General features: G+C 58.6%; 18 protein-coding genes. 7 read left to right on the top strand and 11 right to left on the bottom strand.

Annotated elements, in window-relative coordinates; genetic code table 11:
* The first annotated feature begins 35 nt into the window (after positions 1 to 35).
* The 6 genes from BLT98_RS03760 (at position 36) to BLT98_RS03735 (ending at position 5,977) form a co-directional block, all read left to right on the top strand.
* The gene (locus BLT98_RS03760; RefSeq protein ID WP_092605360.1) at positions 36 to 1,313 is read left to right on the top strand and encodes a lipoprotein-releasing ABC transporter permease subunit; all 1,278 of its coding nucleotides are present in this window, start codon (positions 36 to 38) and stop codon (positions 1,311 to 1,313) included.
* A gap of 32 nt (positions 1,314 to 1,345) precedes the next feature.
* Entirely contained in the window at positions 1,346 to 2,611 is a 1,266-nt protein-coding gene (locus BLT98_RS03755) for a lipoprotein-releasing ABC transporter permease subunit (protein ID WP_034788539.1), read from the top strand.
* A gap of 16 nt (positions 2,612 to 2,627) precedes the next feature.
* Positions 2,628 to 3,353: a lipoprotein-releasing ABC transporter ATP-binding protein LolD gene (gene lolD, locus BLT98_RS03750; protein ID WP_034788536.1), complete on the top strand. Its 726-nt coding sequence runs from the start codon at positions 2,628 to 2,630 to the stop codon at positions 3,351 to 3,353.
* A 12-nt stretch (positions 3,354 to 3,365) separates the two neighbouring features.
* Positions 3,366 to 4,163: a TatD family hydrolase gene (locus BLT98_RS03745; RefSeq protein WP_092606860.1), complete on the top strand. Its 798-nt coding sequence runs from the start codon at positions 3,366 to 3,368 to the stop codon at positions 4,161 to 4,163.
* Positions 4,164 to 4,167: 4 nt separating this feature from the next.
* A complete protein-coding gene (locus BLT98_RS03740) occupies positions 4,168 to 5,409 on the top strand; it encodes a PQQ-dependent sugar dehydrogenase (protein WP_092605357.1) in 1,242 nt (413 codons plus the stop codon).
* A 94-nt stretch (positions 5,410 to 5,503) separates the two neighbouring features.
* Positions 5,504 to 5,977: a T6SS effector amidase Tae4 family protein gene (locus BLT98_RS03735; protein ID WP_170846277.1), complete on the top strand. Its 474-nt coding sequence runs from the start codon at positions 5,504 to 5,506 to the stop codon at positions 5,975 to 5,977.
* Positions 5,978 to 5,980: 3 nt separating this feature from the next.
* Here BLT98_RS03735 and BLT98_RS03730 read toward each other — a convergent pair whose 3' ends face one another.
* Together BLT98_RS03730 and BLT98_RS03725 are read right to left on the bottom strand one after the other, a co-directional pair.
* Complete coding sequence (locus BLT98_RS03730) at positions 5,981 to 7,966, bottom strand: helicase-related protein (RefSeq protein ID WP_092605353.1); 1,986 nt, start codon at positions 7,964 to 7,966, stop codon at positions 5,981 to 5,983.
* Between the two features lie 85 nt (positions 7,967 to 8,051).
* Entirely contained in the window at positions 8,052 to 8,885 is an 834-nt protein-coding gene (locus tag BLT98_RS03725) for a class I SAM-dependent methyltransferase (RefSeq protein WP_092605351.1), read from the bottom strand.
* A gap of 184 nt (positions 8,886 to 9,069) precedes the next feature.
* On the opposite strand from BLT98_RS03725, the gene BLT98_RS03720 reads away from it, so the two are divergent.
* The gene (locus tag BLT98_RS03720; RefSeq protein WP_092605349.1) at positions 9,070 to 11,304 is read left to right on the top strand and encodes a DNA internalization-related competence protein ComEC/Rec2; all 2,235 of its coding nucleotides are present in this window, start codon (positions 9,070 to 9,072) and stop codon (positions 11,302 to 11,304) included.
* Between the two features lie 480 nt (positions 11,305 to 11,784).
* Here the strand turns inward: BLT98_RS03720 and BLT98_RS03715 are convergent, their stop codons facing one another.
* The 9 genes from BLT98_RS03715 to BLT98_RS03680 all read right to left on the bottom strand — a co-directional run bounded on the left by BLT98_RS03715 (position 11,785) and on the right by BLT98_RS03680 (position 21,504).
* Positions 11,785 to 12,474 carry a hypothetical protein gene (locus BLT98_RS03715; RefSeq protein ID WP_092605347.1) on the bottom strand — a complete coding sequence of 230 codons (690 nt, stop codon included), beginning with the start codon at positions 12,472 to 12,474 and terminating at the stop codon, positions 11,785 to 11,787.
* 10 nt (positions 12,475 to 12,484) lie between these two features.
* Positions 12,485 to 13,555, bottom strand: a complete 1,071-nt coding sequence (locus BLT98_RS03710) for a hypothetical protein (protein ID WP_092605345.1) — start codon at positions 13,553 to 13,555, stop codon at positions 12,485 to 12,487.
* On the bottom strand, positions 13,552 to 15,828 hold the full coding sequence (locus BLT98_RS03705) for a sensor histidine kinase (protein ID WP_092605343.1): 2,277 nt from the start codon (positions 15,826 to 15,828) through the stop codon (positions 13,552 to 13,554). The genes BLT98_RS03710 and BLT98_RS03705 overlap by 4 nt, the downstream gene beginning before the upstream one ends.
* A 20-nt stretch (positions 15,829 to 15,848) precedes the next feature.
* Positions 15,849 to 17,261 carry an Eco57I restriction-modification methylase domain-containing protein gene (locus tag BLT98_RS28625; protein ID WP_139179040.1) on the bottom strand — a complete coding sequence of 471 codons (1,413 nt, stop codon included), beginning with the start codon at positions 17,259 to 17,261 and terminating at the stop codon, positions 15,849 to 15,851.
* Positions 17,251 to 17,529 carry a helix-turn-helix domain-containing protein gene (locus tag BLT98_RS28620; RefSeq protein ID WP_139179037.1) on the bottom strand — a complete coding sequence of 93 codons (279 nt, stop codon included), beginning with the start codon at positions 17,527 to 17,529 and terminating at the stop codon, positions 17,251 to 17,253. Before BLT98_RS28620 ends, BLT98_RS28625 begins: the two co-directional genes overlap by 11 nt.
* A 392-nt stretch (positions 17,530 to 17,921) precedes the next feature.
* Positions 17,922 to 18,167, bottom strand: coding sequence for a helix-turn-helix domain-containing protein (locus BLT98_RS03695; RefSeq protein ID WP_092605339.1), 246 nt, complete (start codon positions 18,165 to 18,167; stop codon positions 17,922 to 17,924).
* 543 nt (positions 18,168 to 18,710) lie between these two features.
* Positions 18,711 to 19,712, bottom strand: a complete 1,002-nt coding sequence (locus tag BLT98_RS03690; protein WP_139179034.1) for an MvdC/MvdD family ATP grasp protein — start codon at positions 19,710 to 19,712, stop codon at positions 18,711 to 18,713.
* Positions 19,699 to 20,388: a hypothetical protein gene (locus tag BLT98_RS03685; RefSeq protein WP_092605335.1), complete on the bottom strand. Its 690-nt coding sequence runs from the start codon at positions 20,386 to 20,388 to the stop codon at positions 19,699 to 19,701. Before BLT98_RS03685 ends, BLT98_RS03690 begins: the two co-directional genes overlap by 14 nt.
* A 9-nt stretch (positions 20,389 to 20,397) precedes the next feature.
* The gene (locus BLT98_RS03680) at positions 20,398 to 21,504 is read right to left on the bottom strand and encodes a glycoside hydrolase family protein (protein ID WP_092605333.1); all 1,107 of its coding nucleotides are present in this window, start codon (positions 21,502 to 21,504) and stop codon (positions 20,398 to 20,400) included.
* Positions 21,505 to 22,019 lie beyond the last annotated feature (515 nt).

Below are 22,019 nucleotides of genomic sequence, written 5' to 3'. Positions count from 1 at the left end.
TGCGCGCTCGCATATCATCGTTGTCGCGGGAGCGCATGAGCATCATCAAACAATTTCCCTTCGAGTGGCAGGTCGGCGTGCGCTATACGCGCGCCGGGAAACGCAGTGGCCGCAACAGCTTCATTTCCTTCATCTCCCTCATTTCCGTGGCCGGCATCGGCCTGGGCGTGGCCGCCCTGATCGTCGTCCTGTCCGTCATGAACGGCTTCCAGAAGGAAGTCACTGACCGCCTGATGTCGGTGCTGGCCCATGTCGAGGTGTTCGATACCAGCGGCTCCATGCCGAACTGGCAGGCGCAGGAGCGCGCCGCCTACGCCAACCCGCAAGTGAAAGCCGTGTCGCCGTTCGTGGAAATCCAGGGCATGCTGCTGAACGACGAAACCATGCGCCCGTCCGTCGTGCGCGGCGTGCTGCCGCAGCAGGAAGCCACCGTCTCCAGCGTGGCCTCCCAGATGAAGCAGGGCAGTTTCAAGGATCTCACGCCAGGTTCCTATAACATCGTGCTGGGCATCGACCTGGCCAAGGCCCTCGATGTGAAAGTGGGGCAGAACGTCACCCTGATGCTGGAACGCGAGCCGAGGGCGGGCGACCCGGCCAATGGCATCGTCATGCCGCGCATGCGCGCGCTCAAGGTCGCCGGCATCTTCGAGGCCGGCCACAATGAACTCGATGGCAGCCTGGCCTTCGTCAACATGCAGGACGCCGAGCAGCTGCTGCAGCTCGACGGCCCGTCCGGCCTGCGCTTGCGCCTGCACGACATGAACCAGGCGCCGCGGGTGGCGCGCGAACTGAAAGCCTCGATGCCGGGCCAGCTGTGGATGCGCGACTGGTCGCGCGCCAGCGCCAGCTGGTATGCGCTGGTGCAAAGCCAGAAGAACATGATGTTCATCATCCTCAGCATGATCATCGCCGTGGCCGCGTTCAACCTCGTCTCGACCCTGGTGATGTCGGTCACCGACAAGCAGGCCGACATCGCCATTTTGCGCACCCTGGGCGCCTCGCCATTCTCCATCATGAAGATCTTCATGATCCAGGGCGCGCTGGTGGGCTTGCTGGGGAGTGCTTTGGGCGTGATCGGCGGCGTCGTGTTGGCGCTGAACGTGGGCGTCATCGTGCCCTTCATCGAAGGCATCTTCGGCCTGCATTTCATCTCGAAGGAAATCTACCAGATCAGCGCCGTGCCGTCCGACGTGCATTGGCTGGACGTGGCGCAGATCGGCCTGATCGCCTTTGGCCTGGCGCTGGTGGCGACCATCTACCCGAGCTGGCGCGCCGCGCGCGTCAAGCCGGCCGAGGCATTGCGCTACGAATAACACATCAAGAAACGATAAAGACCGCCTGAACAATGAGTATTTTCAAGAATCTGCCCTTCGAATGGCTGGTCGGCTTGCGCTACACGCGGGCCGGCAAGCGCAGTGGCCGCAATAGTTTTATCTCCTTCATCTCCCTCATTTCCATGGCCGGCATCGGCCTGGGCGTGGCGGCGCTGATCGTCGTGCTGTCCGTGATGAACGGCTTCCAGAAGGAAGTGACGGACCGCATGCTGTCCGTGCTGGCCCACGTGGAAGTGTTCGACAATAGCGGCAGCATGCCGGACTGGCGCGCGGAAGCGGCGCAAGCTTTTAAAAACCCGGCCGTGAAGGGCGCCGCGCCGTTCGTGGAAACGCAGGGCATGCTGCTGCGCGACGATGCGCTGCGTCCCGCCATCGTGCGCGGCGTGCTGCCCGAGGAAGAGCCGAACGTTTCCGACGTGGCCGGCCAGACGCGCATGGGCAGCTTCAAGGCCCTGCAGCCTGGCACCTTCAATATCGTGCTGGGCATCGAGCTGGCGCGCGCCCTGCGCGTCAACCTCGGCGAAAAAGTGACGTTGATGCTGGCGCAAGGCCAGGTCACGCCGGCCGGCGTGCTGCCGCGCATGCGCAGCTTTACCGTCAGCGGCATCTTCCAGGCGGGCCACAATGAATTCGACGCCGGTCTGGCCTTCATCAATATCGAAGACGGCCAGCGCCTGCTGCGTCTCGATGGCCCGTCCGGCCTGCGTTTGCGCCTGGCCGACATGAACCAGGCGCCGCAAGTGGCGGCGGAACTGAAAAAAACCATGCCGGGCGACTTGTGGCTGCGCGACTGGTCCAAGCTCAATGCCAACTGGTTCGCCGCCGTGCAGACGGAAAAGCGCATGATGTTCATCATCCTGACCCTGATCATCGCGGTGGCCGCCTTCAACCTGGTCTCGACCCTGGTGATGACGGTGACGGACAAGCAGGCCGATATCGCGATTTTGCGCACCCTGGGCGCGTCGCCCCGCTCCATCATGAAGATCTTCATGATCCAGGGCGCGCTGGTGGGCATCCTGGGCACAATTCTGGGCGTGGGCGGCGGCGTGCTGGTGGCCATGAACATCGACGTCATCGTGCCCTTCATCGAGCATTTGCTGGGGGTGCAGTTCCTCTCCAAGGACATCTATTTCATCAGCACCGTGCCGTCCGACCTGCGCTGGCCCGACGTCACCAAGATCGGCGTGCTGGCCGTGATCCTCGCCTTTTTGGCGACCCTGTACCCAAGCTGGTGGGCTGCCCGCGTCAAACCTGCGGAAGCCCTGCGCTATGAATAAACCACTGACTACGACCATGACCGATCTGAACAAACCTGCCTCCAATGGCGCTTCCGCCGATTCTGCCGTGCTTTCCTGCCGCGGCCTGGGCAAGACTTTTACGCAGGGCAGCTACAAGGTGCAGGTGCTGGCCGGCATCGACATCGACGTCCACCGCGGCGAGCGGGTCGCCATCGTCGGCGCCTCCGGCTCCGGCAAATCGACCCTGCTGCATCTGCTGGGCGGCCTCGATACGCCCACCAGCGGCAAGGTGACCCTGCTGGGCAAGGACTTCGCTAACCTCAGCGAAAAGGCGCGCGGCGACTTGCGCAACGCCTCGCTGGGTTTCGTCTACCAGTTCCACCACCTGCTGCCCGAGTTTTCCGCGCTGGACAACGTCGCCATGCCTTTGATGATACGGCGTATGAAGCGCGCGCCGGCCACCGAGCTGGCGCAGCAGATCCTCACGCGCGTGAACCTGGCCAAGCGCGTCACGCACACGCCGGGCGAGTTGTCGGGCGGCGAGCGCCAGCGCGTGGCCCTGGCCCGTGCCCTCGTCACGCAGCCGGCCTGCGTGCTGGCCGATGAACCGACGGGCAACCTCGATCACGCCACGGCCGAACAGATTTTCGACCTGATGCTGGAATTGTCGCGCACCCTGGGCACGGCCTTCGTCATCGTCACGCACGATATCGAGCTGGCCAAGCGCTGCGACCGCGTGCTGCGCCTGACGGACGAAGGGCTGCAGCCGTACCAATATTAAGGAGCCGCCATGCTGTGGATCGACACGCACTGCCACCTTGACGCGCATGAATTCGGCAGCGAATCGCTGCAGGTGGCGGCGCGCGCGCAGCAGCAGGACGTGGCGATGATCGTCATTCCCGCCGTCGAACGGGCCAATTTCGCCATCGTGCGCGACCTGGCGGCTGCGGCGCCCAACGCCTGCTATGCGCTGGGCATCCACCCGATCTACGTGCCGCACGCCACGGAAGACGATTTGATCGCCCTGCGCGAGGCCGTGGCCCTGGCGATGAACGACCCGCGCTTTGTCGCCATCGGCGAAATCGGCCTCGATTTCTTCATCCCCATGCTGTGCGAGCCGGCCATGCGCGCCAAGCAGGAGCATTTTTTGCGCGAGCAGCTGAGAATCGCCCGCGACTTCGATTTGCCCGTGCTGGCCCACGTGCGCCGCTCGCAGGACATCGTCCTCAAGCACGCGCGCCAGATCCGCCCGAACGGTGGCATCGCGCACGCGTTCAACGGCAGCTTCCAGCAGGCGCAGGGTTATATCGACCTCGGTTTCAAGCTCGGTTTCGGCGGCGCCATGACGTTTACCCGCGCGCTGCAGATACGCCGCATGGCCACGGACCTGCCTTTGGCGTCCATCGTGCTGGAGACGGATGCACCCGACATTTCCCCCAGCTGGGTCCACCCGGGCCGCAACAGCCCCGAAGAATTGCCGCGCATTGGCGCCGTGCTGGCCGAGCTGCGCGGCCTGGCATTGGCCGACGTGGCCGTTGCCACCAGCGCCAATGCGCGCGCCGTGATGCCCCGATTACCCCTGATGGAGTGAGACCATGAACAAGAAAATGCTCGCGGGCGCCCTGGCAGCCTGTATGTCCACCGTGTTGGCGCCCGCCATGGCGGCGACGGCCAGCGCTCAGTGCGGCGGTATGCCGCGCCTGGACGTCACCACGCCGGCCGGCTTTTGCGTGGCCGTGCTGGCCGACGGCCTGAAATTCCCCCGTGGCGTGCTGCCGCTGACGAATGGCGACATCCTCGTCACGGATATGACGGGATGGGCGCCGAAGCAGGGTAAATTGTGGCTGTTGCAGCCCAAGGCGGCCGGTGGCGGCTACGAGCGCAAGCTGCTGCTCGACAAGCTCGATCGGCCGAACGGCATCGTGCAGGGGCCGGACGGCATGGTCTACGTGGGCGAGGTGGGGCGCATCTTCCGCTTCGACCTGCGCGACACCACGCGCACCCTCACCGACGTGATCGGCGGCAAGGCCAAGACGCCGCGCCTGCCGGGCCTCGGTCTGCACCTGCTGACGAACATGCGCTTCAGCCCCAAGGGCGACCTGTATGTGAACGTGGGTTCCAGCACCGACCATTGCGAGAATGATGGCAAGGCGCCCGATCCGGCCAAGGCTTGTCCTTCGGCGGAAGGCCTGGAAGCGCTGGGCGCCATCCGCGAATACACGATGGCCTGGCCGGCCGGCACGGTGACGAGCTGGCGCACGCATGCGCGCGGCTTGCGCAATTCGATGGCGCTGGCTTTTCACCCTGCGACGGGCGAGCTGTGGCAGGCGGAAAACTCGCGCGACGCCATCCAGGCCGCCATGCCGCAACTGAAAAGCGACGAGAACCTGCCGCACGAAGAACTGAATTTGATCAAGGCAGACCGGCACTACGGCTGGCCGTACTGCTACGACGACAATGTGGCCAGTCCCGAATATCCGAAGACGGCTTGCGACGCCCAATATGCGGCGCCGGAGCGTTTGCTGCCCGGCCATGCCGCCCCGCTGGGTATGACTTTTTACACGGCCAGTCGCTTCCCTGCGTTGTACAGGAATAGCCTGATCATCGGCTACCACGGCTACCGCAGCAACGGCCACCGCCTGGTGGCCCTGCTGCCCGACAAGGCGGGTGCGCCTATGGGCAAGTCCGTCGACTTGATCAGCAACTGGGAACGCAAGGGCAAGCAGGGCAGGGGCGCGCCCGTCGACGTGAAGCAGGGCCAGGATGGTGATATCTATATGGCCGACGACCATAATGGGCTGGTGCTGAAACTGCATTACGAGGTGGTCAAGCCGTAATGCAGATCGCTTGACTTCGCTCAGTGCGGGGCTGCGGCATCCTCCTACAATCTGCCTGATGTTCCCTGGCGACCAGGGGCAACGGGAGGTCGGCGTGAAACCTGCATTCATCAATCTGCGTGAAAATTACTCGAGCGTGGCGGCCGTCGACCAGGCAGCCCTGTTCCGCGAAATCGGCTGGGAAGACTTGATCGGCAAGGACAGCTTCGCCAACACCTGCGCCATCCGCGTCAGCCTGGCCCTGATCAAGGCCGGCGTCCAGGTCAGGGGCCGCATGGCCATCCGCAAGGGACCGTTCAGGGGCGCGCTGATCGAACCGGGACAGGCCAAGCTGGCGCACATGCTGGCCAGCCCGTCGATGTTCGGCGCGCCCGAAAAATTCAGCCGGGATGCCGCCATGGCCGGCATCGGCCAGCGCCAGGGCCTGGTCGCCTTCTTCCGCATTCCCGGCTACCTGGGCGGCGCGGGCGGCCATATCGACATCCTGCTGCCGTCCATCGGCGTGAAGGTGTGCGGCACCGAATGCTACTGGGATTGTGGCGAGGTCTGGTTCTGGCCGCTCGCTTGAGGCTTATTTGAACTTCTTCGATCGTCCGCGCGAAGCCGCATTGTGCGCGCGCAGGATGGAGTCGACCCGTTCCGACGCATCGCGCGACAGGTTTTGCGCGACGGCGATATCGGGAAAGAACTCGGGCAGGCGGTAGCTGAGCCAGGCATACGCGGAATAGTAACGGCAGGTGTCTTCCACCTGCTGCAGATTCTGCGTGCCGCCGCCGTACGCGTGCTGGCGCAAGGTGCTCGTTTTTCCCTGCGACAGATTCTTCGCCCAGTGCTCCCACGCCGTTTGCAAGGACGGCACCTTGCTCGATATCGGCACCAGCGACAGGGTGAACTTGTCGGCCACGGACAGGGGCAGGGTGTCGAGCCAGACGGCGCGCTCCTTCTGGTCTTCCGTGATGCGGGGGAAGAAAAAGCCGTCCGGCACGTCGATATTGTGGATGAAGCGGCGCAGCAGTTTTGACAGCGACAGTTCGCCCGTCACGGACGAAATGCGGTGCAGGTGTTCGAGCGAGGGCGCCACGGCAAAGCCGCTGGTGTTCAGCGGGTGCAGCTTTTCCTTCAGCAGGGCGCGCATCACTTCATGCGTTTCGTTGTCGTAGCCCGCCACGAGGCCCTCTTCATGCACGCCGTAGCGGCCCGCGCGTCCGGCGATCTGGCGCGCCAGCGCGGCTGAAATCTCTTCCTCTTCGCGGCCATTGTATTTGACGCAGGTGGTCATGACGATGCGCGCGATCGGCATGTTCAGGCCCATCGCCAGCGCATCCGTGCCGACGACGATATCGGCCGTGCCGTCGCGGAAGCGCTGCGCCTGCGCGCGCCGCACTTCCGGCGACAGGTTGCCGTACACAGTCGCCACTGACAGCCCCGTTTCCGTGATCATGTCGCGCCACATCAGCACTTCGCGGCGGGAAAAGGCGATGACGGCGTCGCCGCGGCGCAGGTTGCGCACCTTGCGCACGGCGTTCGGTTCCATCGACAGGGGCGCCATGCGTTTGAGTACGTGCACTTCCAGCGGGCAGTCCAGGCGCTCGGCCAGCGCCTCGATGGCGCGTCGCGCTTCGGGTGCCCCCACCAGGTAGACGGTGTGGGCGGGCGCGCCGCAGACGGCGGCCGTCCACGCGGCGCCCCGGTCCGGGTCGGCCAGCATCTGGATTTCATCGATGACAGCCACTTCCACGACGGTTTTCGTGTCCAGCATTTCCACCGTGCTGGCCACGTGCGTGGCGCCGTCGACGACTCTGCGCTCCTCGCCCGTGATCAGGCTCACGGCCAGCGGTTTGCCATGCGGCGCGGCTTCCTGCAGGCGTTCGTAGTTTTCCAGGGCCAGCAGGCGCAATGGCGCCAGATAGATGCCGCTCTTTGCCTTCACCAGCGCTTCCATGGCGCGGTGCGTCTTGCCGGAATTCGTGGGGCCCAGCAGGGCGATGAAGCGGCGCGGCAAGCGGCGCGCCATCTCGAACGAGGCCGGATACTCGGCCAGGTTGATGCTCTGGCGCGTGCGCGCCGCGTGCTGTTCTTCCTGCTGGCGCTCGATGGCGTGATTGAAACGCTGGCGGATGCGGTCGAACACCATGCCGGCCGGCTCCGACGTCTGCATGTCGGCCAAGGTATGCAGGAAAACCATCGGGTCCGTGTCGACGTCTTCGCTCAGTCCCGCGATATCGGCGACGAAATCGATCACGTGCTGGCGCAGTTCCTCGAAGACGGCCGCGCTGGCACGTTCGCGCACCAGTGCCAGCTTGGTCTCGCGGTCCATCTTGCGCCACTTGGCAGGCCGCGCCAGCACGCCCTGGCTTGGTACCAGCGCATACGGCACCACCAGATGGCCCGCCTTGACCACGCCGGAAAAGCGCACGAAGACGCGGCCTTCCATCTTGACGAGGCGGATATGCTCGGCCAGTTCCCCCAGTTCCGCGACCAGGGTGGCATCGTTATTGTCTTCGCTGCTGTCGGAAATGTCGGTGGATGTATCGGGAGGAAGTGCGGAGGAAGTCATGTCGTGCCTGGGTGTTGAAGTAAGCGAGGCCGATTATACCGTCGATGGGGGCGACCGGTGGAGGCCGGGCCTGGTGCTTGCATGTTCAGGCGGTACGCGCGCGCACCAGGCGCAGGCCCCAGCCCGTGGCGATCTTGCCATCGCTGTCTTGCAGATGCGCCGCCGCATCCAGGAACGCCTCGCGCAGGCGCTGCCTGGCGCCATCGTCCAGGCGGTCGATATCGTAGGTGTCCAGCAGGGCCGTCCACAGTTCGCCCGGCGTGGGCGTCCATGGGACGTCGATGTCGTCGACTTCAACGTCTGCGAAACCGGCATCGAGCAGTTCCCGCCAGCCGGCTTCGGAGCCCGTGCGGCGATCGCCGAAGCGCAGCGGCGGCAGCTCGGTGCTGGCGACCGGCTTGAACACGCGCATGAAAACGTCGTTCACTTCGCCCAGCAAGAACGTCCGGCCGACGATGGCCGCGAACTGGCCGCCGGAGCGCAGCACGCGGCGGATTTCACGCATGACTTGTTCGATGTCGTCCATCAACATCAGCGCCATGTGCGAGACGAGATAATCGACGCTGGCCGATGGCAGGTCCAGCGCCTGGCCCCGGCCTTGCAGCAGATGCACGGACGGGGGCAGGGCGGCGCGCGCGGCGGCCAGTTCAGTCTGGCTCATGTCGACGCCGAGCAGTTGCAGCCGGGGCTGCCGCCTGGCTGCCAGCAAGCCCAGCAGATGGCCGTCGCCGCAGGCCAGGTCGAGCACGCTCAATGGCGTGTCCACGGCCGGTACCAGGCTGGTCAGCACGTCGTAGGACGAGGCCCAGCTGCCGGCGGGGGAACTGGCCGGCAGGTGGCCAAACGCGGTGCTGGTCACGCCGACTTGCCTTTGATGAAAGTCCTGTAAATAGCTTTCGGCCGCTGTCAGTAGGGTCATGCAAGATCCGCAAAGTCGTGGCGCCTTTGCGCCGGATGGCCATCTTAGCATGCGGAAAGTTTCGTTAGCGGTGGCGCGAGATGGCGTGACTGAACGTTCTTATTCAGGGTACCATTGCGCCAGATCAGACGGTAAAGAGTGGAAAGACGGCACAGTTGCTGAGCCCTTTTCGCAGCGAGCTCCCATGCGCACCCTGATACTCGGCTTTGCCGCTGGCGCCGCCTGGTTGCAGACGCAGGCAAGCTTGCCGCCGTACGGGGGCGTACTGCTGTGGGTGACCGCTGGCGTGTCGCTGCTGGCGGCACTGCTGCTGTGCCGCCATGCGCGCTGGCGTTCCTGGTGGCATTCCACTGTCGCGCTTGCCGCTGGCGTGGGACTGGGCTTTTACTGGGCCGCCTGGCTGGCCCAGGCCGCCATGGCGCCGCAACTGGCGCTGGCTGATGAAGGCCAGGACATTGTTGTCACGGGTACGGTAGCTAGCCTGCCGTACCGCTTCGAGCAGGGCGTGCGCTTCAATTTTGCCGTGGAGAAGGCTGTTGGGGCGAAGGTGCCGCCCCTGATCGCCCTGTCCTGGTACGCAGGTTTTCGTGATGAAGTGACGAACGAGGTGGGCGACGTGCAGCCGGGCGAACGCTGGCGCCTGACGGTGCGCTTGCAGCGTCCGCACGGCAATGCGAACCCGATGGGTTTTGACTACGAGGCGTGGCTGCTGGAGCAGGGCGTGCGCGCCACGGGCTATGTGCGGCCGCAGCCGCGCGCCGATACGCCGAACGTGCGCCTGGCCGCTTTCGTGCCCGGTTTCGGCAACGTGGTGGAGGCCAGCCGCGCGGCATTGCGCGCGCGCATCGTGCGCAGCCTGGAAGGCAAGCAGTATGCGGGCGTGATCGTGGCGCTGGTGGTGGGCGACCAGCGCGCGATTCCCCAGTCGGACTGGCAAGTGTTCAACCGCACTGGCGTGAGCCATCTGATTTCGATATCCGGTCTGCACATTACCATGATCGCGGGACTCTTCGCGCTTGGTGCTGGCACGCTGTGGCGGCGCTCGTTTTTTACCGGCTGGCAGTTGCCACTGCGGCTGCCGGCGCAAAAGGTGGCGGCGCTGGCCGGCGCGCTGGCGGCATTTTTGTATGTGCTGCTGGCCGGCTTTGGCGTGCCCGCGCAGCGCACCTTGTATATGTTGCTGGTGGTGGCGCTGGCCCTGTGGCTGGGGCGTATCACCAGCATCGTCCATATCCTGTGCCTGGCGCTGGGCGTGGTCGTGCTGCTCGATCCGTGGGCCGTGCTGTGGCCCGGCTTCTGGCTGTCGTTCGGCGCCGTCGCCACCATGTTGTACGCAACGGCAGGGCGCACCACGGCGTCCATGCCGCCGCAGGCCGGACGCTGGCGCCGTTTGCGTGCTGCCGTGGCGCTGGGCGCGCACACGCAGTATGTGGTGACGGTGGGGCTGGTGCCGTTGACGATGCTGCTGTTCTCGCAAGTGTCGCTTGTGTCGCCTGTCGCCAATGCGCTGGCCATTCCTGTCATCAGCCTGCTCGTCACGCCCTTGTCGCTGGCTGGCAGCCTGCTGCCAGCGCCCCTGTCTGACGGATTGCTGCTGCTGGCGCACGCCATCGTGCAGATGCTGGCGCAGGTGCTCGAATGGCTGGGCGCGCGCCGCTTTGCCGTGTGGACGGCGCCCGCGCCGCCAATGTGGAGTTTTTGCTGGGCATTGTTTGGCACGGCCTGGCTGCTGGCGCCACGCGGCTGGCCGCACCGCTGGGCGGGCATGCTGGGCTGGCTGCCGCTGCTGACGGGCTTGCCGTCCAGTCCGCCACCGGGTGGCATGTGGGTGACGGCCTTTGACGTGGGGCAAGGCATGGCCGTGCTGGTGGAAACGCACGGCCACCGCCTGCTGTACGACACGGGGCCCGCCTACAGCCTCGATTCCGATGGCGCCAGCCGGGTCATCGTGCCTTATCTGCGCGCACGCGGCATAGCCAAGCTGGACGGCGTGATCATTTCCCACAGCGACCTCGATCACGCCGGCGGCGCCATGTCTCTGTTGGAGAACGTGCAAGTGGGCTGGCTGGCCTCGTCGCTGTTCGATGGCCATCCCGCCGTCGAGGCGCGGCGGGAGTTGCACAAACCCTATCTGCACTGCATGGCGGGCCAGGGCTGGACGTGGGAAGGCGTGCACTTCGCCATGCTGCACCCGCTGCCCGCCAGCCACACGGACATCAGCTTGACGCCGAACGCCCGCAGTTGCACCGTGAAAATCACGGCAGGCAAGCATGCAATCTTGCTGGCCGGCGACATCGAGGCGGCGCAAGAGGCGCAATTGCTGGCGCGCTCGGCGGAGGGCGACCTGGCCGCCGACGTAGTGCTGGCGCCCCATCATGGCAGCGGTTTTCCAATCACACGAGCTGCCTTGTCAAAATAGGGGCAGTTGTTAAGCCGTTTCATTCATATTTTTCCTTCCACGCAGTCCTATAAGTCAAATAAATAATTGTCTATCCAGAGGAGCAGTTGGTAGGAATCGCAATCTATCTCTGGTATAGGATGATTTCGTATGATGTATATCGTGTAGATGACGCAATTTACAGCGGAGCGTCATTTTTCGGTATGATGAGGCGCTCGACCGACACTATTTATTCCCGATCGACCCTGTTGTTTCGGGTCACTCTAGATCTAAGATCTATCCTGGCTCCTAGGGAGCCACTGATTAAGTCGACTTTTCGCCGAAACGCCGTATGTAAGTCTTTGATTTTTAAGGTGACGACTTTTCGAAAATTGAATTAACCAGCGTTTCCCTAGCAAAGTTTCGCGCGAGGGTTTGCGTGACCTGCTGACTTTTAAGTTCCTTTGCTACCTGCATGCAATCACGCTGCTTGAAATATTGAGTGTAACTAGCGCTCTCAGTTCACATGTACATGTTGTGAGAACGAAATGGCAACTGGTCCTGCGTTCGCATCTTAAGCTCACGGCACCTATCCAGCCTGAATGATAACGGGCGGTTGAAGAATGTATTCTTGCTAAAGGCGTCCAGGAAGCCATAGTAAGAAGCCTTTTCCAAGTGATCAGCGCATACTGCCAATAAAGCCGCAGGCAAGCCAACGTGAACGGTGGGGATACGTATGGAACTGATCGGCTGGTAGGTGGATAAATCGATTTCCCGGTTGAAGGCAACCGCTTTCAAATCAGCCTCAGGAATGTCTTTAGCGCCAAGTTGAGCATGAAAAACCGGATGAGCGATATCCATTTGTTGCTTATAGTCGTAATGGATCGCTACCTCTGGCACCATAGGCGCTCCCTTTTTTGTTGGCTTAAAGTACAAGGTGTTTACATTTGATTTCACTAGCACATTGTCGCTGTCGTAGATTTCGCGTGTCCTGACAAGAACGGTCAGACCGTTGATTTTTCTAGAGGCACCTTTAAACGGCCAATTGGCGAGATGGAACAGGGAAGTTACCGCAATCTGACCGTTCGCCATTTCTGCAATTTGAACAGATGCATTCTCGGGGACGTGTACCTCCGCGCCCGCAGCTCGTGCCCATTGCATAAACTGATCGATGAAAAGATTGTACTCTTTACGTAGTTGGTGAACGGCCATCAATTAATCCTTACAGCCCAAGCCAAGGCGCGAGTTCATCATATTTTGTGGACACGATACGTGCGAGGTCGGCGCCTGGTGGGAACCAGCTGATCCCACCAACCGAGTATTCTTCGCTCACTGGTTTCTTTGTCACCATGCAGTAGAAGCCAGCAGGCGCCTCGCCCGATTCGGAGCACTTGCATTGCGCAACCACCTTGCCGATTCTGCTACTTACAAAAGCAACACCATCTTCAGCATCTGCTTCCAGGAGTAACTCATCAAGTTGATCTCGCCACCAAAGCGACCGACTTTCGCATGCGAAAGGCCCACTGTAAAGCGCTGCCTTGAAGAGTGAGCGGACAGCCGGATCTGCAAAGTCGTCCTCGGCAATGTTTAAGTAGCTGGCCGCAGCTACTTCGTTGACAACCAAGCCGGGATATTTCAACAAGGAATCGTAGATCCACGTGCCAAAGATACTCGCCTGACGCCGTAGCTCGTGATCCGGACTAGACAGAAGTTCCGCTCCCATTCGTTGGTCCCCGGAAATGAACAATCGAACACGGTTTGCTAGATCAGGCCGGCCGAGAAGGTTGGCTAACAGTGCCCCAGTATCCTGAGGACGGGTGCCCTGGTCCATCTTGACGATCTCTGCGAGGTTACCCGCGATGTTGATAAATCCACGCACCAGAGCATCTACTTCAACCGCAAGTTCGTCTACATCAGATGCGTCGAGGAGAATTCTACCGTCACCGGCCTGGTCCGCCTTTAAGAAATTAATTCCCGTCAGATTACTGCTGTAATACGCCGATGGGATGCCAGCAGCCGTTGACACTTTTCGAACGTTCGTATCCGATAGTCCTTTGAAATATTTGACCTTGGAAAGGTCAGCATCAGAGACGATGAAAACGATATCCTTGCCGGCGTCCTGCCGCGTTCGGATCTCAGCTTCGAGCCTAGCATCGAACATCTCATCTGTATCCGATGTCGCCTCAAAATGTTCTACGGTTGCGACACCGGCAAGGTGCTTGGTTAGCGCGGGTTGAATTTCGGCCGCCCTTTCAGGCGTGTCTTCAAAGTAGAGTACGGTTCGATTATTCATGAGTTTTTTGTCTTGAAGGGAAAAATGATGCGGAAACAGGTTGCGTATCCTTGAGGAGCCGGAATGATCTCGACGGTGCCGCCGGCCTCCGTTGCAAGTTGCCTGGAGAGGGTTAATCCAAGCCCCATACCAGTTCCCAGTGAATTATCAAGACGTGCAGTAGTAGTGAACATAGGGTCCCAGATCCGTTTGACCATAGAGGGCGGTACACCAATACCAGTATCGAGTATATCAAGAATGTGGCGCTTCGCATCAGACGAAATCCGTACTTCGATCAGCAATTGTGCGTTTGATTTGTCATGTGCCATCACCGCTTTAAGTGCATTCGTCAGTAGATTTAGAAAGATGCCGCTATAGGTGGTAACTGGCATTGCGGGCACCATTGCGTTTGCATCGCCGGTAAATTGAACATCAATACCCCGGTCTTCGCAAAATGTTTTAAAGAGCCGAACGACGCGTGCCAACTGGGGCTTTGCCTTAAAACTTACGGACTTGTATTGCTGCGTTGCATCAATAAAGGTGCTGACATATTCAAGTTGGTCATTCCATGTCTCTACACCTTCCTCCAGTTTTTTCGCGATCCCCATCAGCGACGGGTCGCGCTTGGCCGCTGTAGCAACATCGTGCGATGCCCTCCTTAACGTTGTTTTCAGCCTTGACGCCTCATGTGTTAGAAAACCGGCTAATACTCCCATTGCTCCCATGACCGACAACTTGCCCCTAGCCTCCCGATCATACTGCTCGACCTCGTCAATCTTTACTGCTAGCTCAGAATATTGACTAACAATTCGTGCGCGCTCTACTTGCGTTAGTGTCGGAATGTCGGCAACGTACCGAATTGCATCTTTGAACTCGTCTTTCGTCTGGGCGACGAGTTGATCAGCTTGCCGCTGCTTTTCCTCAAGGCCACGCAAGCGATCAAGGTGCGCGATATACTCAATACCAGCGCGGACGAAGGTTTTGAGTTCTTCAAAACCTGGAGTTCGCAGGAAGCCCTCACGGTCGGTCGATGGGATAAGGTCGTCAATTTTGATTGTGGACGTCGTACGTGACGAGGCGACGAAAACTGCACCGACAAGCTGGTGGTTGCCTGCAACATTCAGCATTGGGTTTAATGCGGGATTGTTACGCACAATCGTTGACATCGGGAAGTTCTCGTTGGCGATATCGGTACGCCAATTACGTCGATTCGTGTTGGCATCATTTGTGAGGTCAAGCCAATCATCATCATCATCTCCGTAGGGGCGAATACGGAAGCCGCGATCCACAATTGCTACACCGCTGTTTTGTGCAAGCCAAGACCGTGCATTGGTCCCGTTCACGTCCTTGCCTGTTAATAGACCTTTCCGGCGCGGAATGAACCTGATATCTGCATGAAATCCATTTTTGACGGAATGATTCTGAATTACTTCCAGTTCACGCACATCGCTGTTATCGCCAAAATCGACTTGGTACTTGACTCGTCCTTTTTCACCACGAATGATCAGACGCGCGACATAGTTTTGCAGAATATCCGCAGCGATATTTGATTCCGCCTGCGCGCCTTTGCCGGGAAGGTGGACGTTAAACCCGGGATCTCCTGCCTGTTGTACTTTCGCCTTAAACCGGTTCTTAAAAGGCCCTCTGTCCAAACCCTGAAGCGGAGACAGAATTTTAAGTACTTGTGTACGAAACGATGAGGAGTCCATGAAGGATGCGTTGTGGCGCAGCTGCGACAAGCGCAAGGTTGTACCAGTGGGCGTTCCATCGGGGACGGCAGTTAATACGTACGGAACTTCTGTCCCTTCTAGCTGCTCGCTCGTGTCAAGCTTCATCCAGTCAAATGTTGCTGTGAGCTGAGTAGTTTGGTTTGAATGGGTATCAAACGCTGTAGTGGTCACGGTCAATTTCGTAGCTAGGAAACGTACCGCAAAGCGTCCGATGCCCTTTTGGCCAGTCAGGTCTCGCTGGTACAGCGGCGAATATTCTTCGCGCGCCTTGTGAGACGTCCCAATAGTCATCCAGAACTTTTGAAATTGGGCGAATGTCATTCCGTGACCGTCGTCCGCGATTTCCATTTGATCTGCATTGTCAAGACTAACTCTGCATATGGCGGCATCGGCGTCATATGCATTCTTGATGAGTTCGACCAAGGCCACCTCTGGCACTGCAACGAGGCGCTCGCCAAGCTCCTGCATGAGCCGGGCTTCGGCATTAAAATGCAGAATGCCGCGCTTGCCTTGGACCGGTAGCGCGGCGCCACTTAGGACCGTCTTCTGTACTATCTTAGCCATATGTCCTCATCGCACGATAATTATTCGAACAGAGACTGCACAACGCCGTTCATCTGATTTACTTCTACTTTCGTAAATCCTTTGGACATGGCGACGACTTGAGTTGAGAAGTCGAAGGCCTGTATGTGATCAAAGATCGTTCGCGCAGTAGTTTCTGATGATGCGTATATGCCGCACACTGCACCCACGGCTATGGCACCGACCTGATTAATCATTGCTTTTGGTCCTCGCCCCCGAAAGCCAGACGAATATAGGATTCGTGGGACTTCCGGCATTGTGAATTTCCACCATTCGTTTCGACTACGGCAGGTAGAGTTATCCTGACACAGGTGTCCGTATTTCTCGAGATATGCTGTAAGAACTGCGCTCGGGACGCTTGATGAATTGATTAACCAACAACGCACGCCTGCATGGACGAAGTTCTTCTCGAAAAAAGCGTCTGTCAATTTGATCTGGTTGCACGAAGTCCAGCGGAAGGTACTAACTGCTCGAACCACATCGCGCCCGACAATAAGTTGGTTCTGGATCCGTTCGTCCTCCGTCAGCAAAAATACAGTCTGGTCTCCAGGACTCAAGCCACGGCGGGCATACGCTGTATCAATACAGTTCTTGTACGCGAGCGGTTGATGTTCCGACAGGGTTGGGCTCTGCAGCGTAGAAATACCATTGTCTCGGTCAATCCGAAAGTAGCTCGCCTTATCAGCGCGCTGCCGCTTGTCGACGACAACGACGCAAGCCGTAGTTAGAACACTCTCAAACGGCTCTTTATCAAAACGATAGATATCAAGCTTCCACCCACGGTCTGCTATGTATTTGCGCAGCGATTTTGCGGCGGGCCGACTAACCCAATCAAAAGGTACAAGGTAAACAACTAGTCCGTCGTCGACAGTAGCTATCAGTGCAAGCCAAAAGAAGTAAAGGTAAGCATTCGACCAGCCACTGGGACGTACACCAGTCCTCGATTTGATCCAGGCCGAAATATGATCTCGCCATTCGTCCCCTAAGTCGTGATGCCTCACATAGGGGGGATTGCCTATCGCAAGGTCGAAGTCAAATGGACCTGCGTGGGCGAACGCATCGCTCCGGAGAATCGTTGCGTTCCCAGGCAGCGAAGCAACCGGAATTCGTCGAGAATCGAGTTCATAGCCCACATACTGGTCGTAACTACCGCCCACGGAGAAACGCCCGTCGCCTGCGCCAGCATCAAAAACCTTCCCTACCTTGGCTCGGTATCGTGCGACGATTCCCCATACGACTGCCACAATGTTAAGTGGTGTATCGACCTGGCACCTTGCGAGGTAGCCCGCATCAGAGACCAACCCAAATCCATTAACTCTGGTCGCTATTGCGTGCTCTTCGAGTGGAGTATCAGTGGATATTATGTTGGAATGTGTTGGCGCCAAGTGCGGAACGCCAGTCAAGTCAGCAGTCATCAGCGGCACCAACTTCCAGGCTTACTTCCACCTCGTACTGCCGAACCATATGCACGATTTGATCATCGCGCAGCTGTGCCAGCAAGAGTAGCAACGCTCGCATGCTGGTCGGATGGTTAGTGCCCCGCTCGTACTCAGTCAGCGTGCGCGGGCTAATTTTCATGCGTTTGCTTAGTTCTGCGGTCGTGATGCGAGCTCCGCCCTCGTTTATTTCGATGAGACGATGGGCGGAGCATATAAGAGTTTGGATGTTGAATGGGGTGGGCATGGGGCGATTTTACGGCAAGCACACAGGAATGTACAGATTGGCAAAATTTAAGTAATAATTTACATTTTTATGTAAGAAGTAGCGTGAAAATTCACTTTGGATTGATCTTTTCGGTGATAAATTAGCAATTTTAATTTGGCGCGAATTTATGGTGTGTAAGGGATATTTCTTTCGTAGGGTCTACTGAGACGCGAAGAGTGCGGCAATGAGGTTACTTGTCAGGTGCTCACAACTTCGCAACCTGGCAAAGCTGCCAAGAATGTGCACGTTCAGGGAAGTTTTCAGATAGAGGGAGAGGCTTGTTGTGGATGCCGCTTTGTATGAACAGGCGGCAACACCTCACAGTTGGACGTAGCATTCCGATTGCGAGTGTCAGCGAACGTCTCATTCGATTACAGACCGGCGCTAAGCAAGATTTCTGACGGTAGACAGGACAAGCCGCGTGCGATACGAAGCAGGTTTGTAAAAGAGACATTGCGTTCGCCGCGCTCAATACGACCCATATGACTTCTATCTATACCGCAAAGAAGGGATAGTTCCTCTTGGGAAATTCCGCGACCCTTCCTGAGAGAGCGTATCGCTTCACCAAGTGCGGATAGTTCTTCGCTCCTCTCTACTTCTGCCGGTACGGTTTTCATTGCCGTATCGTGCGTTTCTCGTGCAAAATAGGCCACGGCATCCGCGGCCCATTTTCGTTGGAATAATCTTAAGATAAGATTTCCAATATATAAATTTATTACTTGTTTTACGGCGTAACACATATTATGGGAAAGGCTGCAAATGGATGAGCCGAAGTTTCGAGGAACAAAGAAGGCTGTTTTGATTCGGGTGCCAGAGAATATGTATGAGGACCTTCTAAATTTGTCTGCTACGGCGACACTCCTGCAGCGTAAGAGTGTAAGTGTCCCTGCGCTAATCGTTGAAATGCTTAGTGATGTGTTGCAGCGACAGTCTGGGACCATAAAAAAAATTCGCTGAGCTTAGGAACGCGGTCTGGAGGATGCAGGCCAACAAGAAGATGGTGCTCGTTAACGGTGCGCTCGCTCGCTAGAGAGGAACAGAACGATGACGAGCTTGCTTTATGGTACGAAAGAAGGGGCTACGTGCGAAGCCCGACGGTGAAGGGCATGGTAGAGAAACGCTTTGTTACGGCACCAAGTTGATGTAGTTGTTTAGCTAGTTTAATCTGCACGGTCAACACCTGGAACTCTCGATGCTTCGATGAAAAGGTCCCCAGGCTTGCTCAAGACGGGGCGACGCGGAAGAGGGCCGTTGGCCAGTAGGCTCCGAAGCACTTCGGATCCGATACGATCACCTGCGAACTGGTCAAAGAATTCAAAGCCTGGCATGGGGTTCGCTTCGAGTAGCCACCAGGTACCGGACGCATCCACCTTAAAGTCGAAGCCGGCGAATTCCAGCCCAGTGCGCTGCATGTATTCGATCGCCTTGAATTGCTCTACCGTCGGAATATCTACAGGCGAGACCCTGATACTACCGCCTTGCCGCTTGGCGTACCGATAGTCGACCCGGTCTGATTCGATCCTCAACGCTATGCAGGAAGCACCCACCATGTGGGCCCGAACATCATAACCGCGAACATGTTGCTGAAACAAGGTTGGACAGCTGTCCAACATATCGAGGCGCGCGGCTTCCGGTCCTCCTACAGCCACCGCGATGGTCCGGACACCTGAGCATCCTTTGTTGATCCAAGCACCATTTGGCGCCACACATGCCCTGACTGCATCGGTTCGGTTCGATACCAGAGTCGACGGCATGCGGAAGCCGCAGTTTGCAAGCTCGGCGACGTGCCGTGCTTTCGACGCATTGCCAATACCTGCTTCGGGCCGGTTCATCACGAGACAAGAAGCTGGCAGCATCTGCAGGCCCGTTTCCAGTTCCCATATGAATCTCGCAAGCAGCGCTGAACGGGCCGACTGGTGCGAGGGTCGAAAGAATCCACGGTAGAATACCGCCCCATGCCCGAAGTGGAATACATCGTCGTCGATCTCCACACGGAAGCCTTTGGGTATGTGCTCCAGTACAAGCTTTTCGCAGTGCTCGACGCTATGGAGGTCCAGAATCCGGAATTCCTTCCCGAAGCTGCGCTGTAGATTAACGAGGTGCGCGAATGTTCCTTCGCGCCTATAACCCACGAGAATGGGCAACGTGTTACAGGAAGTCATCCAGCACCGTTTCAAAAATGTGAGAGGGTTCGGCCGGCAGTTCGGCACTGGCTTGGATTATGCGGATGGGGCCGGACGAAGGGTCGATCCATATCCGTAAGAAGTCTAACTGATAGCGTCGGAGGATCTCCTGCACCATCAGCAACGAGGCCTCGTGACGTTCGATCTCGTAAAGTAGAGGAAGCTCACCCACCCACCGACGACGCGTCACAGTGACTTCCAGACACTGAGAAAGCGCCATGGCGTTGCTAGCCGGTTTCTCAGGCCACTCGAATCGCAGCGTATCACCAGTTGAACATAACCTTTGGCACATCCGGGTCCAGAACGTATTGGAGCCGCGTAGCGCGAAGTTCTTCAGCACCCACTCGCCATTTAGGACCTGTGCCGACCGCGCATAGAGCGCGGCTTCAAGAGCGGCTCTCCACTCGCTGTAGGCGAAGTCTCGCTGCGTAACATGAATCTGCATGGGTAACTGCGGCATTCGCAGGAAAAACAGCCGGTCGCTAGTGTTCAGCGGCTGGCCGTGCAACAGCAATTCGCTCGCTCCTCCGGCTTCCAAGTGGACTTTTAGGAGGTTGCAGTGTGGGATGTCCACCACCCTGGAGTGCCGCGCCCGTAGTGCGGCGACCAGCCAAGCGTCTCTTGTAAGGTCGGCGCCAAGGAGAAAACAGCGCATCAGTCTACCTTAGCCCAAGTCCAGGCCATCTTTGCTGTCCTTACCGTCTTTGCCTTTGTCAGATGAGTCCTTTCCATCTTTACCATCCTTTCCATCCTTTCCCTTGTCAGACGAGTCCTTTCCGTCTTTACCATCCTTTCCATCCTTGCCCTTGTCAGACGAGTCTTTTCCGTCTTTACCATCCTTTCCATCTTTGCCCTTGTCAGACGAGTCTTTTCCATCTTTTCCATCTTTGCCCTTGTCAGATGAGTCTTTTCCGTCTTTACCATCCTTTCCATCCTTGCCCTTGTCAGACGAGTCTTTTCCATCTTTGCCCTTGTCGGAAGACTCCTTTCCGTCTTTGCCATCCTTTGCATCCTTGCCTTTGTCGGGAGAATCTTTTCCGTCCTTGCTCTTGTCGGAAGACTCCTTTCCGTCTTTGCCATCCTTTGCATCCTTGCCTTTGTCGGGAGAATCTTTTCCGTCCTTGCCCTTGTCGGAAGACTCCTTTCCGTCTTTGCCATCCTTTGCATCCTTGCCTTTGTCGGGTGAGTCCTTTCCGTCCTTACCCTTGTCACCCGTCTTCCCGCCACCGTCTGCGTCCTTGGCCTTGGGGGTGCCACCGCCATGTTGGGGCGCGGCGCCGCCGCGCATGGAGGCGATGTTGCGGGTGGCCCGTGCCCCAACCTGCCGTGCCCACCGGGAATTGGCCATCTCGTCCGCAGCCAGGTCCCAATTGCTAGCGTTGACCGCAGCTATCATTGCGGTGAAGCCTCCGAATCCACTTGGTCCGAGGTTGAAAGCCATATCCACCAACACTGCCTGACGCCCATCTGTCAGTCCTGAAAATCCAGGAACACGGGCTTCGACCGCTGAGATGGCGTCTGCAATGTCGGCAGAAAAGAGCTGATCGACCTGTGCATCCGTCAACATCCGCTGCCCCACCTGCCCGGCATACACCGTGTCGAAATCAAGGCCAAGCGTCTCGATTTTTACCCGTGCATCACCTCGATTCAAATTGAATCCGACACCCGTTGTCGGGATGCCAAGGCTGTCGGGATAAACATCATTACGCCAGCTCTCGTTGGAGGCGACATGCTCTCGGATTTCCCGAATTTGTTGCTGGGTCAGCGGCATTTCTTTCCCTTTACCAGAATGCTACCAAGCGGCCTTCCAGCCGTATGATGTGTCCTTGAAGCGTCACCCGCTCCGGTACACTCGAGAATGGCGCGATGCGATGGACCAGTCGCGAATCGAAAATAACTAGGTTACCGCTGCGGTACGAAACGAAGCCCTGTGGCGCTTGTCCACCGGCATCAGCTTCTGAGGTACCTGGTGCCCAATACTCCAGTCCGACGTTTTCGCCATCTTGCGACAGCAACAACGTGAAGGAGTACTGGTCACTGCCGAGCAGTTCACTCGCAAATGATGGGACGTGGAGGTACGATGAGTCGACGTGCGGCACTCCTCCGTGGTAGCACGGAAAGTCAGTGCTGTTCCTAATGACGTGGAATCCAGGAATGGCTGCGCGCCGGCTCACTAAAACTCGCTCACCAAGAAATCGGGCCAGCACGTCAAAAACATCTGCATACAGTGTTTCGAACCGGCGCCATTGCCTTGCGTTCGCAGAGAGCGCTCCACGCTCGTACTCA

It is taken from the genome of Janthinobacterium sp. YR213 (genome assembly GCF_900099875.1).
GTDB classification, from domain to species: domain Bacteria; phylum Pseudomonadota; class Gammaproteobacteria; order Burkholderiales; family Burkholderiaceae_D; genus Janthinobacterium; species Janthinobacterium lividum.
The sequence above is the reverse complement of the archived record's forward strand: the minus strand, read 5'-3'. Positions and strand labels throughout refer to the sequence as shown.

Coding starts and splice junctions, on each gene's coding strand:
- BLT98_RS03760 (WP_092605360.1), top strand. CDS start 36: ATGAGCATCATCAAACAATTTCCCTTCGAGTGGCAGGTCGGCGTGCGC.
- BLT98_RS03755 (WP_034788539.1), top strand. CDS start 1,346: ATGAGTATTTTCAAGAATCTGCCCTTCGAATGGCTGGTCGGCTTGCGC.
- lolD (WP_034788536.1), top strand. CDS start 2,628: ATGACCGATCTGAACAAACCTGCCTCCAATGGCGCTTCCGCCGATTCT.
- BLT98_RS03740 (WP_092605357.1), top strand. CDS start 4,168: ATGAACAAGAAAATGCTCGCGGGCGCCCTGGCAGCCTGTATGTCCACC.
- BLT98_RS03730 (WP_092605353.1), bottom strand. CDS start 7,966: ATGACTTCCTCCGCACTTCCTCCCGATACATCCACCGACATTTCCGAC.
- BLT98_RS03725 (WP_092605351.1), bottom strand. CDS start 8,885: ATGACCCTACTGACAGCGGCCGAAAGCTATTTACAGGACTTTCATCAA.
- BLT98_RS03720 (WP_092605349.1), top strand. CDS start 9,070: ATGCGCACCCTGATACTCGGCTTTGCCGCTGGCGCCGCCTGGTTGCAG.
- BLT98_RS03715 (WP_092605347.1), bottom strand. CDS start 12,474: ATGGCCGTTCACCAACTACGTAAAGAGTACAATCTTTTCATCGATCAG.
- BLT98_RS03710 (WP_092605345.1), bottom strand. CDS start 13,555: ATGAATAATCGAACCGTACTCTACTTTGAAGACACGCCTGAAAGGGCG.
- BLT98_RS03705 (WP_092605343.1), bottom strand. CDS start 15,828: ATGGCTAAGATAGTACAGAAGACGGTCCTAAGTGGCGCCGCGCTACCG.
- BLT98_RS28625 (WP_139179040.1), bottom strand. CDS start 17,261: ATGACTGCTGACTTGACTGGCGTTCCGCACTTGGCGCCAACACATTCC.
- BLT98_RS28620 (WP_139179037.1), bottom strand. CDS start 17,529: ATGCCCACCCCATTCAACATCCAAACTCTTATATGCTCCGCCCATCGT.
- BLT98_RS03695 (WP_092605339.1), bottom strand. CDS start 18,167: ATGAAAACCGTACCGGCAGAAGTAGAGAGGAGCGAAGAACTATCCGCA.
- BLT98_RS03690 (WP_139179034.1), bottom strand. CDS start 19,712: ATGACTTCCTGTAACACGTTGCCCATTCTCGTGGGTTATAGGCGCGAA.
- BLT98_RS03685 (WP_092605335.1), bottom strand. CDS start 20,388: ATGCGCTGTTTTCTCCTTGGCGCCGACCTTACAAGAGACGCTTGGCTG.
- BLT98_RS03680 (WP_092605333.1), bottom strand. CDS start 21,504: ATGCCGCTGACCCAGCAACAAATTCGGGAAATCCGAGAGCATGTCGCC.